This window comes from Paenibacillus sp. PSB04, assembly GCF_025809195.1.
In the GTDB taxonomy this organism is placed as follows: Bacteria; Bacillota; Bacilli; order Paenibacillales; family Paenibacillaceae; genus Paenibacillus_AQ; species Paenibacillus_AQ favisporus.
In genome coordinates this window covers 3,088,335-3,104,153 of sequence record NZ_CP081301.1, presented here as the reverse complement: position 1 = coordinate 3,104,153, position 15,819 = coordinate 3,088,335, and the positions used below count along the sequence as shown (strand labels likewise).

Sequence of the window (15,819 nt, the reverse complement as noted above, 5' to 3'; positions counted from 1 at the left end):
GGTTTCTTTCCCCAGTCTATTTTCTCTTGGCCTCGGAACGACCCGAACGGCAGTAACATAACTTACTGTGAGTTCGTTAAAGCACCCTGTCATCGTTTTTTAAAGAAGGATTCTCACGCAAAGGAGTGTCTTAACGTGAAACCAGTGAAATCGGCAAAGCCAAGGAAGCGGGTTAAATCAAGATCAAAACCGGCGAAGCCCGTTCGAATCAGCGGTTTGGTCCCCTCCGCAACCCCGGGAATGGGAGCAGGCGGAAGTATCGGTGCGATGAGCATCGGAAAGCAGCTTGCCTTTATTTCCGCTTTTCTGTTTCTTATTGCCGCAACGATCAGCTTATATCTGGCCTGGAGAGACCTCCATGGAGGGAACGCTCCTGAAGAGCTATTTTAAACGTAAAAAAATGACGCCGATACAGGCGCCATTTTTTTGTTCCAGTGTATGCGGATCAAGGGATTATTCCGTTCCCTGTTCGCCGGATGCGGCGGCCGGGAAACGGACGGTCATCACCGTACCGGCGCCTTTCTTGCTCTCAATCTCGATCTTTCCCTGCATCACCTCAATGATGCGGAACGTGACCATCAGTCCGAGCCCGGTTCCTTTCGATTTGTTGGAGTAATATGGCTCGCCGAGCCTCGCCACCTCTGACGGCTCCATCCCCTCTCCATTGTCGGCGACGCGAATGACGACCTGGCCGTTCTCCCGGTAAGCCCGGATTTGAATGTGGCCTTCCTCCCGCAGCGCTTCAATGCTGTTCTTGATCATATTGATAAAGGCCTGTTTGAACTTCGACGAATTGCCGTAAACGTACAAGTCTTGGGGAATATCCGTCGTCATCCGGCCGCCTTGAAGGTTAGCCAGGGGGATCAAGATGCCCTCGATATGCCGGAATTCATACCCCACATTGAGCAGGGATACCTTCTCCGCCTCCGGCTTGGCAAATGTAAGAAAATCCGTAATAATCCCCGATGCCCTGTCCAGTTCCTCAAGCGCCAGCCGGAGATACTCTTTCTCCCGGTCCCTTGACTTCTCCTGCAGCAGCTGCAGAAAGCCGCGGGTGACCTGAAGCGGGTTTCTCACCTCGTGCGCAACCGAGGCGGCCAGCTCGCTGATGATTTCCATTTTCTCCGACCGCTGCAGCTCGCTGTTAAACATTTCAAGCTCCCGGGAATACACGACAATCTGCCGATGATTATGGGCAAACTTCCGGCCAAGGATCATGATGAGGCTGATCACGAAGCCAAGAACTCCCCATTTCCACCAGAACAGCACGTAGTCCCCCTGGCGTACATAGAACCAGACAAGTTCACCCAGCGCCGGGATGGCAAACAAGGCAAATCCCGAAGCAAACACAGCTGCGTCCCTGTTTCCTTTGGCGGCGTAGGATATCGCGCTGGCCGCCAAAATCATCAGCAGAACGATCATAATGCAGCCGAGCACCTTGACGGAAAAGAAATAATAAATATCGGAGAAACGGCTGCCGCTAAGCAGGTTGATGACCATAAACCCGAGGCAAAAGAGCGAGTACCCTACCTGGAATTTACGGCACATCCGAATGATCAACATGTAGCCAGGGCCAATGGTTCTTTCAAAATAATAGGTTATCGCCGGTAAGAGCGACAGCAGGCCAAGGTCAAAAACGACCTGAAACCATTCTCCATAGCTTCTGAACAGACTGTACACAAAAGGAGAATAAGTCAGGATCATGAGCCCGATCGACAAAATGACTGCCGTCAGTGACAGCCAACTGTTCCGCTCACTCCGGTTCAGGAGTATAGCCGAAATCAGCATAATCAGCGCAATGAATATAAACGAGCTTCCCAAAACGATATCACCCAGATTGGCCTTGATCAGCTTGGTCAGCAGCGTCTGGTAATCGCCGGCCCACACGGGACCGTCCATGCCGATCCGGCCGGTTCCCCCTTGGATTTTTAAGAGCAGCGTTTGACCGGCGTCTTCACGGCTCAGCGGAAGCAGGATATGATGAACATCATACCGGTAATCCCGATCGATTTCGTAACGTTTCTCTTGACCGACGTAGATGTCGATTTTGATTCCATAAACCGGTTTGAGCAAAATGGCAGGCGTATTCCAGATGAGTGCCGGCAGCTTCGTTTCGAACCATCCCGCCTTCTCTTCCCCGGTGCTTAACTGCAGCGGCTGCTTCATCCGGTACGGCTCCCACCCGGAAGCCGGCCCGATGCCGTCCGTGCTGCGGCTGCCTGTACCTCCGCCCTCCCATGTGAACCGCCAGTCCGTCAGCGGCTTTAGAGCCGGTTCGGAACTGCCGTAACAGGAGGCGGCAAGCACAAGCTGGATGACTATACATATCGCCGCCGCGATGATGCCGTATTTTCTCGAAGCTTTCATATGTGCACCTCTACCGAATGTTAGTGTACCGGAACCAGCAGTCTGCAGCCTCGCATCCGGTTCTTTCAATTTCGGATTTCATAAATTGGAAATATATGCTAAACTAATCAAAACCTCAACTAAACTTCATATAACAACATACACACAACCCCATATTCATAACCAGTCAACGGCTCAATGAGGTCTTCAGCACCGGATACCGCCGCTTGGAACAACAATTCTATCTAAAAAAGGTGATTATATGGAATGGTTAGAGCGTTATGAAGCCGATTTGTCGTATGTATTCCGCGAAACCGAGTGCATCATTGCCGCGTTCCCTTCTCCTTTGAACACGAAAGGCCTTTCCTATTTAAGCCATTTTAACCCGCTCGAAGAAAACAGCGCCAAAAACTATATTTGCTATTTGCTGCCCTTCTGGCTGATGGAAACGGCAGGACTTTCGGCCGAAGACGCCCGGAAGCTGTCGATCGGCAACGTTTGCGCCATGCTCTATTTTTTCATTCAGGACGATTGCATGGATTCCTCCTCGCCCCAGGACAAGGAGCAGCTGCCGCTGGGAAATTTGCTGTACCTGCAGTTTCTCGACATCTATCGCGGCTACTTCCCCTCAGCGTCCCGGTTCTGGTCCTATTTCAGGCAGTACCTGCATGAATGGGCTGAAGCCGTTACCAATGAGCACACGGCCGACTATTTCCGCGTGAATCCGCTGTTTATCGCGCGCAAGGCTGCGCCGCTGAAGCTGTCGAGCACCGGAGCGCTGCTCCTGTCGGGCGGGGAGGAACAAATTCCGGCCGTGACCGACTTGCTCGAACACGTACTGGCTACGCTGCAAATGGCAGATGATTGGGCCGACTGGCGGGAAGATCTTGAGGAAGGCAGCTATAACAGCCTGCTCTCGCTGATCCGGTCGCAGTTTGCCCAAGGCGGACCGCTCACTGCCGATCGTGTCGAGCATTATATTGCCGTTCACGGCATTCTGCGCTCATACACCGCCGTGGCGGAAGCCAACCATGAGCACATCAAGCAGACCCCATTGAGCATTCCCCAGCTGCTTTCTTTTCACGAGCATATTCTGCTGTCGATTCAGGACGACGCAAACCGGATCGAAGATGAGAGAAACGCCTTGCAAAAAGGCGGATTAAGTTTATGGCTGTTAAATCATATCAAATAATGATAGATTTATAATTTATTCCATGGTATACTTATAAAGGTAATATTAACCATTTTGTTGAAAGGGTGATTCTAATGACAGCAGAAGCTATCCTTCACAACCAAGTTATTCAAAAAGCCTGGGAAGACCCAAGTTTCAAGGAAAGACTCCTGGCCGACCCTAAGGCCGCAATCAAAGAAGTGCTCGGTATTATTTTACCTGAACACATCAAAGTAAAGACAGTGGAGGAATCATCCAACGAGTTTTATCTCGTGCTTCCCCCAAATCCAACAGAAACGGTCAGAGCGGCCGCGGCGCCGAAATACTCCTGGTAATTGAGATTACACACCTCATCTTGAATATACATAAATGATGAAAGGGTTGGGAACAGTGAAGTTCGCCACCTTACCGTCAAGCGGCTTATACAGCCGCTGATGGAAAGGAGACGACCGCTTCGGTTCCCACCCCTTTTTCGCTTTTGAATTCAAGACTTCCTCCCATGGCTTCCACGATCCGGAACGTAACCATAAGACCAAGTCCGGTGCCTTTCGTCTTGTTGGAGAAATACGGCTCGCCCAGCCGGGCAAGCTCCTCCTTGCTCATCCCTTCCCCATTGTCCTGAATATGGATGACAACCCGCTCGTCCATTTCGTAAGCCCATACGTTAATCTGACCGTCTCCGTTAAGCGCCTCGATGCTGTTCTTCACCATATTGATAAAAGCCTGCTTAAATTTCGAAGAGTTCCCCTTCACCTGCAGATGGTCCGGAACACGCATGTCGATCTGGGCGCCCTGAAGGTTCGCAAGCGGTACGATGACGCCCTCCACATGCCCCAGCTCCTCTTTGACGTTCAGGACGGAAATCCGTTCAAACTGCGGCTTGGCAAAGGTCAGGAAGTCGGTGATGATGCTTGCGGCCCGGTCCAGCTCCTCCAGGGCCATCGTCATATAGATTTTATCCTGGTTTCTGTACTTCTTGGTCAGCACCTGCAGGAAACCGCGTGTCACCTGAAGCGGGTTCCGGACCTCATGTGCGACGGATGCGGCCAATTCGCTGATGATGGCCATTTTCTCGGAGCGCTGCAGCTCGTTGTTGAACATTTCCAGCTCCCTTGAATATTTTACAATCTGTTCGTGATTGATAGTATAGTTCCGGCCGAGGATCAGCATCAGGGAAATGATAAATACAGCCGCCCCCCACTTCCACAGAAACAGGTCATAGTTGCCGTCCTTCAAATAGAACCAGACCATTTCGCCAATGACCGTCAGGCCGAACACCGCAAAACCGACGGTGAGAATCTCGGCGCTCCGGTTCCCTTTCACGGCATGGATGATCGAATTGCTGACGAGCAGCACGGCTTGTACGATCATAACGATTCCCAAAACACGGACCGACAGAAAGTAATGGATACCGAATAATTTATCGTTTAGCACGATGTTCGCCAGCATGAAGAGCAGGCAGAATGCCGAATATCCGATTTGAAAATACAACAGCTTCTTGATCACCGACCGGTACCCGCTGCCGAAGATCCGTTCGATAAAATAGGTTAGTGACGGAAGCAGCACGAACAGCGCGACATCCCATAGGCGGGTGTAGAGCTTGCCGTAATCCTTGTAAAAGGTATAAAGAAACGGGGAATACGTGATGACCAGCACTCCGGCGGAGGCGATCACCAGACTCAGTGAAATCCAGGAGGCGTTCTGCTCCTTTTTCAAAAAAACCGAGCAAATGAGCATGACGAGCGCAATAAAGACAAACGCGCAGCCCAGTATGATATCGATCAGGTCTCTCTTGACGTAGTTGTCCAGCAATTCCGGATAGTTGCCCAGTTCAATGCCGTGGCGCAGTCCGATGCGGTCCTTGGCGGATTGAACGCCTATGTATAGTATTTTATCGGAATCATTTCTCTGAAGGGGAGTTAACACTTTGTTGTTATCGTAAATATAGTCGCGGTTTGATTCGTAGATGGGGGTCGTGCCGATAAAAATCGCAATGTTCTGTCCGTATATCTTAGGGATAAGCATGGAGGGGATGTCCCAGTTCAAGGCAGGGAGCTTCGTTCTGATCCATAATGTCGATGATGTTCCGGGCCTCTTCGGCAAAGCCATGCCGGATTGATTCGGGCTCCAGCCTTCGCTTGCCGTTACGGATCCGGGAACTACCGCAAGATCCGGGCTGTCCGCCCATTTGACCTCCCACTCGGTAATCCAACGCTCTCCACCCGTCTGCATCGCCCCAGCAAATACCGGTACCGTCACAAACAGCAGGGTCAGGCAAGCGATCAGAGCCAGCTTCGTGATTACGGATTTGGGGAAACCCTTCATAAAACACCTCAAAAGTTAATATTTGTAAAATTTCAACTGCTATGTAGATTCGCTATCATCATCGTCCACTCCTTCCTGTTCTTTCGGGCATCGTCAAAAAATATATCATTTGCATAAATATACATAAAAACTCGATCATACTGCCGCCATTCTTTATATTTATGCATTTGAAAACATAAGAATCCCCGGGTTGACATCAACCTTAGCACAACTGCCTTCGGGGCTACACAAGCCGGGACTTATTTAATCATACCACTTTTTCCTAAGTATGGTAACGATGTTTCACCTTGAGCGGGTACGTTTATTAAAGTAGCAAACGACAGAGACTTCCCGATCTGCGCTGAAAGGAGGATTACCCATGAGTGAATTCCGCCGGAACAACGTTGAGGTTGAGCATAAGGAAGTTCAGCAGAAGTCCGATTCCAGTCTTGTAGCAGCCACTTTTATCAAATACGCCGCGTACATTATTATTTTTTTCGGTTTCCTCTACTTCTTGATCCGATACGTATTTCCTAAGTTTTAATCCGGGAGCGGATATACGGGCTCATTTCGGGTAACGGTAAGGAAAGAAAATACGCCAAAGGAGATGGATGACATGGCTGATGAGTATAATAAGAATATGAAAAGCGATGCCGATTTGACCTATGAACGGTACGACCAGCAGCGCGAGCTTCCGCCCGAGTTTGAGCTGCCCCGGGATGACTTCAAGGATACGGGAACATACACCAAGCAAAGCATCAGCCGTGAGCCGGAAGCGGAGGACGTGGAATTCTATGTCCGGTCCGACATGAGTCCTGAGCTTGGGGGCCGGGACTCGGCTCAAGCCTCTGCCGGGACGTCCGGCGCGTACGCCGGTGAATCCTCGGCCGTGAATGAACTGACGGAGGACGAAGAGCTGCCGGACGTTCCGGATGCGGACGACATTTCGGCGAACAGTCCGGTCGATCCTTCCGCGATCGCCATGGTGGAGGATATGCACGGAACGGACCTGATCAATGGATATGACGGCGATGATTCCGAAGAACTGTAGCCGGTACGATCATTTAAGTTTGTAAAAAAGAGGAGGACTCCGCCGTTCCCGGCCGGAGTCCTCCTTTAGGTGTTGGCCGGTACGTTCCGGCGTTTATGCTAATCCCAGCGCCTTGACCAGCACATATCCGACGCCGGCAAGCAGGCAGGAGCCAAGCAGCGCTGCGGCGAACGGCCGACCCCCTTTGCGCCCGAACACGGCGAAGTCGACGTTCAGGCCAAGACCGGCCATGGCCATCGCCATCAGCATATAAGCTGCCGTGACGATCTGCGAGGCAGCCGATTCGGGCAGGATGCCCAGCGTATGGATGCCGCTCATCGCCAGGAAGCCAAGCACAAACCAGGGGATGGGAATACGGCTTCTTTCCCCCGGTGCGGTGCGCCCGCCCTTGCGGCTGCTCCAGAGGCCGATGAGAACGGCGACGGGCACGAGCAGCGCCACCCGGGTCAGCTTGACGATGACGGCCATATCTTCGGCCTCCTTGCCCCCTGGCGCTGCTGCCGCGATGGCATGGGCGACTTCATGGAGCGTGCCGCCCGCAAACACGCCGTATCCGGCCGGCGACAGGCCGAGCAGCGGATACAGGCCGACGTACAGCAGCGTAAACAAGGTGCCGAGCAGGGCAACTACCGCGGCGCTGACCGCCGTCTCCTGCTCGTTGGCCCGAACCTGCGGCGCGATGGCGGCCACGGCGGCCGCCCCGCAAATGGCCGAACCGCAGGCGGCCAGCAGCGACATGACCGGATCGACCTTCATCAGCCGGGCGATGCCGTATACCGCAAGCAGCGTCACGCTGATATTGACCGCAGCCAGCAGCAGAACCTTTGGCCCGGCATGAACGATGTCCGCCAGGTTCAGCCGCATGCCGAGCAAAATAATGCCCAGCCTGAGCAGCTTTTTATTGGAAAAGGCGATGCCGGGCATCGCGTACTCCGGCACGCCGGCGAATGCCCGGTAAACCATGCCAAGCAGGATGGCCAGCACCAGCTGCCCCATGATGCCCAGAAAAGGCAGCAGCGCCAGCCCCTTGGCCAGCAGTGATAATACAAAGGTGAGGCAGAGCCCCAGCATATAAGCGTTCAAATTGCGCTTTCTGCGCGGCAGGGCCGATCCCTGAGATGCAATCATGATTCATTCCTCCCGTCCGTAGCCTGGTCATTCAAACGGCTATCGATACGCTCACTATAGAATGTCCGGCTCCGGAAGGGAAATACCGATTTGCTATCCCGATCATCAGGATAACTTATGATTGATTGCAGCCCTACCCCACGTTACACTGAGTGTAATCTTCAGTCGCCGCCTTAGCCTTGTTTGCCGCTGAAGAAATGATGAACAGGAGTCCACGCCATGATCACAGACACACTAAAGGTCTTCATCACCGTCGCCGAAGAGCGCAATTTCTCCCGCGCCGCCAAGCTGCTCCATCTGTCCCAGCCGGGGGTTAGCTTGCACATCCGGAACTTGGAAGATGAGCTTGGCGCGAAGCTGATGCTCCGGTCCCCGAAGCAGGTCAGATTGACCGAGGCCGGCGAAATCTTGTTCCGGAAGGCCAAGCAGATGCTGGCGCTGTACGAGGAGGCCCAGCAGGAGATCCATCTGCTGCGGGATGTCGTGACCGGCTCCTTGAGCATCGGTGCAAGCTTTACGATCGGCGAATACATCCTTCCCGCCGTGCTCGCCGAATATGCGCACCAGTACCCCGACGTCGACGTGCAGGTTCACATCAGCAACACCGACAACATCGTGCATGATATCCGCGAAGGGCGGTTTCACATCGGTCTGGTTGAAGGCAGCACGACCGCCAGGGACGTGCAGCTGACCACGTTCATGGAGGACGAAATGGTGCTGGTGATGTCGCCTGACCATCCCCTCACCACCTACAAATCGATTGATCCCGGCATGCTGCAGGACCAGGTGTGGGTCTTGCGCGAAAGCGGTTCGGGCACGCGGGCCTACAGCGACCGGCTGATTGAGGAGGGCGGACTTGCGGTCAAACGGAGCTTTGTCTTCAGCAGCAGCCAGGGTGTCAAGGAAGCGGCCGCCGCGGGCCTTGGCATCGCTGTCCTGTCCCGCTGGGTCGTCCGCAAGGAGCTTGGCAGCGGCGAGCTGTGCGAGGTCAAGCTGAAAGGGATGAAACTCAGCCGGGATCTGCTGATGGTTCAAGGCAAAGATCAGCCAGCCGGCATGGCGCTGCTCAAATTCGTGCATATTTTGGAGCAGTACGCCAAGCGGCATTACGCCGATTTATGATTCGCCTTCTCGGCCAGAGGCAGCATGGAGCCGGCGGGCTGGCGGTAAGCGGCGAAATACGCAAGGGCCACAAAGACCGCTCCGCCGATCAGGTTGCCCAGGAACACCGCCGCGAAGTTCGGGAAGTACTGGCTCCAGCTCATCTGTCCGGCAAAGATCGCAGCCGGAATGACGAACATGTTCGCGACCACGTGCTGAAAGCCGATGGCGACAAACGCCATGACCGGAAACCAGATCCCGACGATTTTTCCGGTAACATCCTTCGCGCCGTAACCGAGCCAGACCGCAAGGCAGACGAGCCAATTGCAGCCGATGGCCGACACAAAAGCCTGCAGGAACGAATCATGCACCTTTGCTTCGGCCACAGCAACCGTTTTGGCCAGAAACGCCCCTTCCGTCAGCCCGGCGACATGCCCGAAGAAATAGGCGACGAACACCGCCCCGATAAAGTTGGCGACCGTAACGAGAATCCAGTTCTTGAGGACGGCGCCAAAGCCGATTTTACGGGAAAACCACGCCATTGGAAGCGTCATCATGTTCCCCGTCAATAGTTCCCCTCCGGCCAGGACGGTCAGGATCAGCCCTACCGGGAAGACAGCTGCACCCAGAAATCCGGCGACCGAGCCCCATTCCTTCGGAGCCGTTCCGATGACACGGATATCCAGCAGAAAACCAAGCGCAATAAAAGCACCCGCCAGGAAGCCGAGAATGAGAACCGCAGGCAGCGGCAGTCTGGCTTTCTTCTCCCCTGTTTCAATGGCAATATCACGAATTTGCTGCGGTGAATAAAAAGACGACATCGTACCATTCCTTCCATTTTTCTTCGTAACTTTCTTCGATAAAAGCCTGTGATTCGCAACCAGATCCACTTTCCCTTGCTCTTTCCAACAACAAAAAAACCGCCACAAATCAAACCCCGGCCCTGAAGCCGAAAGTTGATTGACAGCGGTTAATTCCCCTACCCGATTCCTATAGGGAGATCAAACACACATGACACGTAACGAATAGGGCAGGTGCAGTCCCTACAACCACCCCATTTGTCTATGACATTTCATACATATGATAAACACCTGTTCATAAATTTGTCAACAATTTTAAAGAAAACGTTGATCGATGTACATTCTAGGAAGCCAGACCGGAACAAGCCGTCATCCGCCGATCCGGGACATTTCCACCTTGGCTTCCCGGCCCGTACCGGTGCCGGCTTTACCGCGGTCCAGCGAATACCGGTCATGCCGTCCTTCCCAAATGGCCATGATATGCTCCGCGATCTCGTCGTCGGTTGCACCTGAACGCAGCCATTCCCTCAGGTCATGCCCCTTCGTCGCGAACAGGCAGGTGTAGAACATGCCGTCCGCCGATAATCGGCCCCGCGTACAGGTGGAGCAGAAGGCGTCGCTGACGGATGAAATGACGCCGATTTCGCCTTGGCCGTCAAGAAACCGGAAGCGGGAAGCCACCTCTCCCTCATAATTGGGATCGGCAGGCGCCAGCGGAAATTCGGCGTGAATCCGCTCCAGCATCTCGCGCTTGCTGACGACCTGATCCCAGTTCCAACCGTTCGTATTGCCGACATCCATATATTCGATCATGCGCAAAATATGGCCCCGCTCGCGGAAATAGCGGACCATAGGCAGCAGGGCATGCTCGTTGACGCCCTTCTGCACCACCATGTTAACCTTCACAGCCAGGCCTGCTTCGGCGGCGGCGTCAATGCCCTCCAGCACCTGCGCCACCCTGGCCTTTCCGCCGTTCATCGCCAAAAAAGTGTCGTCATCGAGCGCATCCAGGCTGACGGCGACGCGCATCAAGCCCGCCTCACGCAGCGTCCGGGCGTGCCGGGCGAGCAGGCTGCCGTTCGTCGTCAAGGCAACGTCCTCCACGCCAGGGATCCGGGACACCTCCCGAATAATATCCGGAAGCTCCTTGCGCAGCAGCGGTTCGCCGCCGGTGATGCGGATTTTGCGGGCCCCGAGGCGGGTGAATATCCGCGTAATCCGCACCGTTTCCTCGACGCTGAGAATATGTTCCCTGGACAAAAAAGCGTAATCCTTGCCGAAGATTTCCTCGGGCATGCAATACCGGCAGCGGAAATTGCAGCGGTCCGTCACGGAAAGCCTCAAATCTCTGAGTATACGGTTGTATTGATCATGGGTTTCCATGATGATCCCTCCTTCATTTGAAGCTGCAAATTCCCTTGATGTGGGCTGGTGCCCAAAACAATTCGTGCTGCTGCAGCAGGTACGCCTGGGGCAGGCCGCTCAGGATTGCGGCCTGCACTCCACAATGCGGTGCGGGTGGGTATACACGTTGCAGGATTGGCCGCGGATAAAGCCGACGGCGGTAATGCCCAAATTGTCCGCCAGCTCCAGCGCAAGCTCAGTTGGCGCCGATTTGGACAGGATGACGGCACAGCCGATTTTCGCCACCTTCAGCAATATTTCCGAGGAAATTCTGCCGCTGAACACGATAATTTTATCATCCACCGCGATGTCGTTTTTCAGGCAGTAACCATAAATTTTATCCAGCGCGTTATGCCGCCCGATATCCATTCTCGACAGAAGGATCCCGTTTCGGTCGCACAAAGCGGCGTTATGCACACCGCCTGTACGGTTAAACGTCTCGGCTCCCTCCTGCATCTCCCGCACAAGCCGGAAGCAATCGTCAAAGGACAGCTCCACCGGAGCCTGATCCAGCACCTTGGCCGTTTTCGCGTCATTGAAAAACACAAAGCCCTGCCGGCTGGCGCCGCAGCAGGACGTGACGTACCTTTTGCTGTATAGCTGTCGATGGAGAGGACTCCACTTGCTTACAGACGCGTGAACGAACCCCTCCTCTTCCTGAACCCATAAGTCCTTGATTTCCTCAATGCTTGAAATGACACCTTCCGATGCGAGATAACCGACAGCCATATCTTCAATGTATTCGGGCGTACAGACGAGGGTCGCAAATTCCTCGCCGTTGATTTTGATCGTTACCGGATGCTCGTTCACGACCAAGTCGGTCTTTTCCTCCATCTTTCCCTGCTCGTACCGGATCATGCCCGGCCTGCTCGTCACAGCCTCCATCATCGCTTCATCCCTGCTCTATATTTTTCTCGAACATAAAGACCGAAACGGCCATGTCTTCTTCCACCTTGATATCCGTAAACAGATGGATCAGCTTCGATCCGCACAGCTCCTCCAGCCCTTCCGGGACCTGGGATTTGTACAGCTCCTTGATCATGTGTGTTCTCGCGCTGTGCACCATCTTCTTGCCGTCTTCGGACTGTGCGATAAACTTTTCAGTAGGTGTGAAATTGCCGTGCATCCGGGTGATCGCCATGTTCTCGACAAACGTGGTATGAATGCGTTCCGGACCTTTTCCGAACGTATCTTTCCTCACTTTGCGAATGATATCGTTAAACGCAACTTCCTTCTTCATCCCATTCTCACCTCATCACAAGTTTAACACTATACTAAATCTTAGTAGGATTGTACAGAATAATTCAACCTTGTTTTTCTGTCCGGGCGTAGTATAATCATGACGAGAATACATTTATGCCATACAGGCGCCGGAATGATCCATTAGTAGGCCAATGCTAATCGGTTACTCCACTACAACCTGCCGCGCACAATGATTAGCGGAGACGGGTTTAGTGGAGTTTTTTTGTTTTTATGGCCTGCTCTTTAGCTTATGGACACCCGCCGAAGCGCTGCAATCACCGGGACGCTTGGCGGCTCCATTTAACATTGGGGTGAAAAGGGGTTTTATGTTCGTGAACCAAAATCTTGTTAACATTACGCTCGACGGACAGGCGGTGGAAGTCACATCGGGCATGACCGTGCTCGAGGCGATCAATCTTGCCGGCCTGTCGCATCCGCAAATTTGTTATGTCCCTGAGGTAGACCCGATCCAGACGTGCGACACATGTATTGTGGAAATCGACGGGAAGCTTGCGCGCGCCTGCTCGACCATTGCCGTTTCGGGAATGAACGTCAAGCTGTCTTCCGCATCCGCCAAGGCTGCACAGACGGAAGCGATGGACCGGATTCTCGAAAACCATCTGCTCTACTGCACCGTATGCGACAACAACAACGGCAATTGCAAGCTGCACAATACCGCCGAAATGATGGAAATCGAGCACCAGAAGTACCCGTACCGGCCGAAGGTCGAACCTTCGGAAGTCGATATGTCCCATCCTTTCTACCGTTATGACCCGAATCAATGCATTGCCTGCGGACAGTGTGTCGAGGTCTGCCAAAATCTGCAGGTGAATGAAACCCTTTCCATCGATTGGGAAGCGGACATCCCGCGGGTCAAGTGGGACAACGGGGTCGATATCAACGACTCGTCCTGCGTCAGCTGCGGCCAATGCGTCACCATCTGCCCGTGCAACGCCCTCATGGAAAAATCAATGCTGGGCGAGGCCGGCTTCATGACAGGCATCAACGAGGAAGTGCTGAATCCGATGATCGACCTCGTCAAGGAAGTGGAGCCGGGATACAGCGGCATCTTCGCCGTTTCGGAAATCGAAGCGGCGATGCGGGACACACGCACGCGCAAGACCAAAACGGTATGCACGTTCTGCGGCGTCGGCTGCTCCTTCGAGGTGTGGACCAAAGGCCGGAAGATTTTAAAGGTACAGCCATCCCACGACGCGCCGGTCAACGCGATCTCCACCTGCGTTAAAGGCAAATTCGGCTGGGATTTCGTCAACAGCGAAGAGCGGATTACGACCCCGCTGATCCGGCAGGGAGACGCCTTCGTCGAAGCTACCTGGGATGAGGCGCTGAACCTGGTTGCCGAACGCCTCGGAGGCATCCGTAAGGAGTACGGCAACCATTCGGTCGGCTTTATTTCTTCCTCGAAAATTACGAACGAAGAGAACTATGTGATCCAAAAGCTGGCCCGCCAGGTGTTTGAAACGAACGACGTGGACAACTGCTCCCGCTACTGCCAGTCTCCGGCATCGGACGGACTGATGTCGACGGTCGGCATCGGCGGCGACGCCGGCACGATCCAGGACATCGCGGCAGCCGGCCTCGTCATCTTGATCGGCTGCGCGCCGGCCGAGGGCCATCCGGTCCTGGCGACCCGGATCAAGCGGGCGCACAAGCTGCACGGCCAGAAGCTGATCGTCGCCGACCTGCGCAAGCATGAGATGGCCGAGCGCTCGGACCTGTTCATCCGTCCGAAGCAGGGTACGGACTTCGTATGGCTGACGGCGGTCACGAAATACATGATTGACCAAGGGTGGCACAAGCAGGCGTTTATCGACCAGTATGTCAATCAATTTGCCGAATACCAGCAGTTGCTGGACACCTTCACGCTCGAGTACGCCGAGCAGGAAACCGGCATTGCCAAGGAGACGCTCATCTCGATCGCCGAGATGATCCGCGACGCCGACGGCACTGTCATCTGCTGGGGCATGGGCGTCACCCAAAACATCGCCGGATCGCACACGTCGGCGGCCATCTCCAACCTGCTGCTCGCTACGGGCAACTACATGCGTCCCGGCGCCGGAGCTTACCCGCTGCGCGGACATAACAACGTGCAAGGAGCTTGCGACATGGGCACGCTGCCGCCTTGGCTGCCGGGATACCAGCACGTCTCGAACGACGAGGCGCGGACGCGGTTCGAAAAAGCTTACGGCGTGGCGATTTCGCCGCAGCCGGGTATGGACAACATCCAGATGATCGATGCGATCGACCGGGGCGACATGAAGGCGATGTACCTCGTCGGCGAAGATATGGCCTGGGTCGACTCCAACGCCAACCACGTGCACGAGGTGCTGGCGAAGCTCGACTTCTTCGTCGTGCAGGACGTATTTCTGTCGCAGACGGCCCAGTTCGCCGACGTCATTCTGCCTGCCGCGCCGTCACTGGAGAAAGAAGGCACCTTTACCAATACGGAGCGGCGCGTTCAGCGCCTGTATCAGGTGCTGGAGCCGCTCGGCGACTCTAAGCCGGACTGGTGGATCACGACCCAGATCGCCAAGCGTCTCGGGTATGACTGGGGTTATACCCATCCGAGCGAAATTTTCGCCGAAATGGCCAGCCTGACCCCGTTCTTCTCCCAGTGCAGCTATGACGTGCTGGAAGGCTGGGGAAGCTTCATCTGGGGCTCGGCGAGCGGGGAACACACACCGCTGCTTTATACGGACGGCTTCTTCTTCCCCGACAAAAAGGCGCGCTTCTCGCTGGTCGGCTACGTGCCGCCGGTGGAATATCCGGCCGAATTCGATCTCGTTCTGAACAACGGACGCCTGCTGGAGCAGTTCCATGAAGGCAACCTGACCAACAAATCGCACGGGATCAATCTGAAGCTGCCGGAAGTGTTCGTGGAAGTATCGCCTGAGCTGGCCGCCGAACGAGGCGTCGAGAACGGATCCCTAGTACGGCTCGAATCTCCTTACGGCGCGATCAAGCTGAAGGCGGTCATTACCGACCGCGTCCACCGCAACGAGCTGTACGTACCGATGCACTCGGTCAGCCACGAAAACGCGGTCAACCTGCTCACCGGCAATGCGGTCGATGTGCGCACGCACACGCCGGCCTATAAGCAGACGCGCGTGCGGATGCAGATTCTGAACGTGAAGGGTACCAATCCGCTGCCGCTGACCAATCCACGCAACAAGAAGCGCTACCCGCAGGATGGCGTCGAGGTGCACCGGAAATGGAACCGGCCGGATTATGTATCGCTCGTCGATTAAAGG

The 15,819-nt window shown here is 54.5% G+C and carries 14 protein-coding genes; 7 read left to right on the top strand and 7 right to left on the bottom strand.

Going from position 1 to position 15,819, the window contains the following annotated elements; genetic code table 11:
• The first annotated feature begins 135 nt into the window (after positions 1–135).
• Positions 136–390 (top strand): hypothetical protein, encoded by a 255-nt coding sequence (locus K2F33_RS14295; RefSeq protein ID WP_263882060.1) that lies wholly within the window; start codon positions 136–138, stop codon positions 388–390.
• A 63-nt stretch (positions 391–453) separates the two neighbouring features.
• On the opposite strand, the gene K2F33_RS14290 is transcribed toward K2F33_RS14295, so the two are convergent.
• Positions 454–2,367: a sensor histidine kinase gene (locus K2F33_RS14290; RefSeq protein ID WP_263882059.1), complete on the bottom strand. Its 1,914-nt coding sequence runs from the start codon at positions 2,365–2,367 to the stop codon at positions 454–456.
• 241 nt (positions 2,368–2,608) lie between these two features.
• Here K2F33_RS14290 and K2F33_RS14285 point away from each other — a divergent pair, with 241 nt between their 5' ends.
• Both K2F33_RS14285 and K2F33_RS14280 read left to right on the top strand, forming a co-directional pair.
• Positions 2,609–3,538 (top strand): hypothetical protein, encoded by a 930-nt coding sequence (locus tag K2F33_RS14285; RefSeq protein WP_263882058.1) that lies wholly within the window; start codon positions 2,609–2,611, stop codon positions 3,536–3,538.
• Between the two features lie 74 nt (positions 3,539–3,612).
• A complete protein-coding gene (locus K2F33_RS14280; RefSeq protein ID WP_263882057.1) occupies positions 3,613–3,852 on the top strand; it encodes an NHLP leader peptide family RiPP precursor in 240 nt (79 codons plus the stop codon).
• A gap of 85 nt (positions 3,853–3,937) precedes the next feature.
• On the opposite strand, the gene K2F33_RS14275 is transcribed toward K2F33_RS14280, so the two are convergent.
• A complete protein-coding gene (locus K2F33_RS14275) occupies positions 3,938–5,842 on the bottom strand; it encodes a sensor histidine kinase (RefSeq protein WP_263882055.1) in 1,905 nt (634 codons plus the stop codon).
• 358 nt (positions 5,843–6,200) lie between these two features.
• On the opposite strand from K2F33_RS14275, the gene K2F33_RS14270 reads away from it, so the two are divergent.
• On the top strand, positions 6,201–6,365 hold the full coding sequence (locus tag K2F33_RS14270; protein WP_167372908.1) for a hypothetical protein: 165 nt from the start codon (positions 6,201–6,203) through the stop codon (positions 6,363–6,365).
• 72 nt (positions 6,366–6,437) lie between these two features.
• Positions 6,438–6,872 (top strand): hypothetical protein, encoded by a 435-nt coding sequence (locus K2F33_RS14265; protein ID WP_076173665.1) that lies wholly within the window; start codon positions 6,438–6,440, stop codon positions 6,870–6,872.
• Between the two features lie 93 nt (positions 6,873–6,965).
• Here K2F33_RS14265 and K2F33_RS14260 read toward each other — a convergent pair whose 3' ends face one another.
• A complete protein-coding gene (locus K2F33_RS14260) occupies positions 6,966–8,000 on the bottom strand; it encodes a YeiH family protein (protein ID WP_412973985.1) in 1,035 nt (344 codons plus the stop codon).
• Between the two features lie 219 nt (positions 8,001–8,219).
• Between K2F33_RS14260 and K2F33_RS14255 the strand changes: the two genes are divergently transcribed.
• Complete coding sequence (locus tag K2F33_RS14255; protein ID WP_263882054.1) at positions 8,220–9,122, top strand: LysR family transcriptional regulator; 903 nt, start codon at positions 8,220–8,222, stop codon at positions 9,120–9,122.
• On the opposite strand, the gene K2F33_RS14250 is transcribed toward K2F33_RS14255, so the two are convergent.
• The 4 genes from K2F33_RS14250 to K2F33_RS14235 form a co-directional block, all read right to left on the bottom strand.
• On the bottom strand, positions 9,107–9,922 hold the full coding sequence (locus tag K2F33_RS14250; RefSeq protein WP_263882053.1) for a formate/nitrite transporter family protein: 816 nt from the start codon (positions 9,920–9,922) through the stop codon (positions 9,107–9,109). The genes K2F33_RS14255 and K2F33_RS14250 overlap by 16 nt on opposite strands.
• A 348-nt stretch (positions 9,923–10,270) precedes the next feature.
• Complete coding sequence (gene moaA, locus K2F33_RS14245) at positions 10,271–11,284, bottom strand: GTP 3',8-cyclase MoaA (protein WP_263882052.1); 1,014 nt, start codon at positions 11,282–11,284, stop codon at positions 10,271–10,273.
• A gap of 99 nt (positions 11,285–11,383) precedes the next feature.
• Entirely contained in the window at positions 11,384–12,190 is an 807-nt protein-coding gene (gene fdhD / locus K2F33_RS14240; protein ID WP_076173758.1) for a formate dehydrogenase accessory sulfurtransferase FdhD, read from the bottom strand.
• Between the two features lie 7 nt (positions 12,191–12,197).
• Positions 12,198–12,545: a Na-translocating system protein MpsC family protein gene (locus K2F33_RS14235; protein WP_076173660.1), complete on the bottom strand. Its 348-nt coding sequence runs from the start codon at positions 12,543–12,545 to the stop codon at positions 12,198–12,200.
• A 328-nt stretch (positions 12,546–12,873) separates the two neighbouring features.
• On the opposite strand from K2F33_RS14235, the gene fdhF reads away from it, so the two are divergent.
• On the top strand, positions 12,874–15,816 hold the full coding sequence (gene fdhF / locus K2F33_RS14230; RefSeq protein WP_412973984.1) for a formate dehydrogenase subunit alpha: 2,943 nt from the start codon (positions 12,874–12,876) through the stop codon (positions 15,814–15,816).
• Positions 15,817–15,819 lie beyond the last annotated feature (3 nt).

Bases quoted from the DNA above. Each gene is read 5' to 3' on its own strand.
- K2F33_RS14265 (WP_076173665.1), top strand. From the start codon at position 6,438: ATGGCTGATGAGTATAATAAGAATATGAAAAGCGATGCCGATTTGACC.
- K2F33_RS14270 (WP_167372908.1), top strand. From the start codon at position 6,201: ATGAGTGAATTCCGCCGGAACAACGTTGAGGTTGAGCATAAGGAAGTT.
- K2F33_RS14255 (WP_263882054.1), top strand. From the start codon at position 8,220: ATGATCACAGACACACTAAAGGTCTTCATCACCGTCGCCGAAGAGCGC.
- K2F33_RS14235 (WP_076173660.1), bottom strand. From the start codon at position 12,545: ATGAAGAAGGAAGTTGCGTTTAACGATATCATTCGCAAAGTGAGGAAA.
- K2F33_RS14275 (WP_263882055.1), bottom strand. From the start codon at position 5,842: ATGAAGGGTTTCCCCAAATCCGTAATCACGAAGCTGGCTCTGATCGCT.
- fdhD (WP_076173758.1), bottom strand. From the start codon at position 12,190: ATGGAGGCTGTGACGAGCAGGCCGGGCATGATCCGGTACGAGCAGGGA.
- K2F33_RS14250 (WP_263882053.1), bottom strand. From the start codon at position 9,922: ATGTCGTCTTTTTATTCACCGCAGCAAATTCGTGATATTGCCATTGAA.
- K2F33_RS14290 (WP_263882059.1), bottom strand. From the start codon at position 2,367: ATGAAAGCTTCGAGAAAATACGGCATCATCGCGGCGGCGATATGTATA.
- K2F33_RS14280 (WP_263882057.1), top strand. From the start codon at position 3,613: ATGACAGCAGAAGCTATCCTTCACAACCAAGTTATTCAAAAAGCCTGG.
- K2F33_RS14260 (WP_412973985.1), bottom strand. From the start codon at position 8,000: ATGATTGCATCTCAGGGATCGGCCCTGCCGCGCAGAAAGCGCAATTTG.
- K2F33_RS14285 (WP_263882058.1), top strand. From the start codon at position 2,609: ATGGAATGGTTAGAGCGTTATGAAGCCGATTTGTCGTATGTATTCCGC.
- moaA (WP_263882052.1), bottom strand. From the start codon at position 11,284: ATGGAAACCCATGATCAATACAACCGTATACTCAGAGATTTGAGGCTT.
- fdhF (WP_412973984.1), top strand. From the start codon at position 12,874: ATGTTCGTGAACCAAAATCTTGTTAACATTACGCTCGACGGACAGGCG.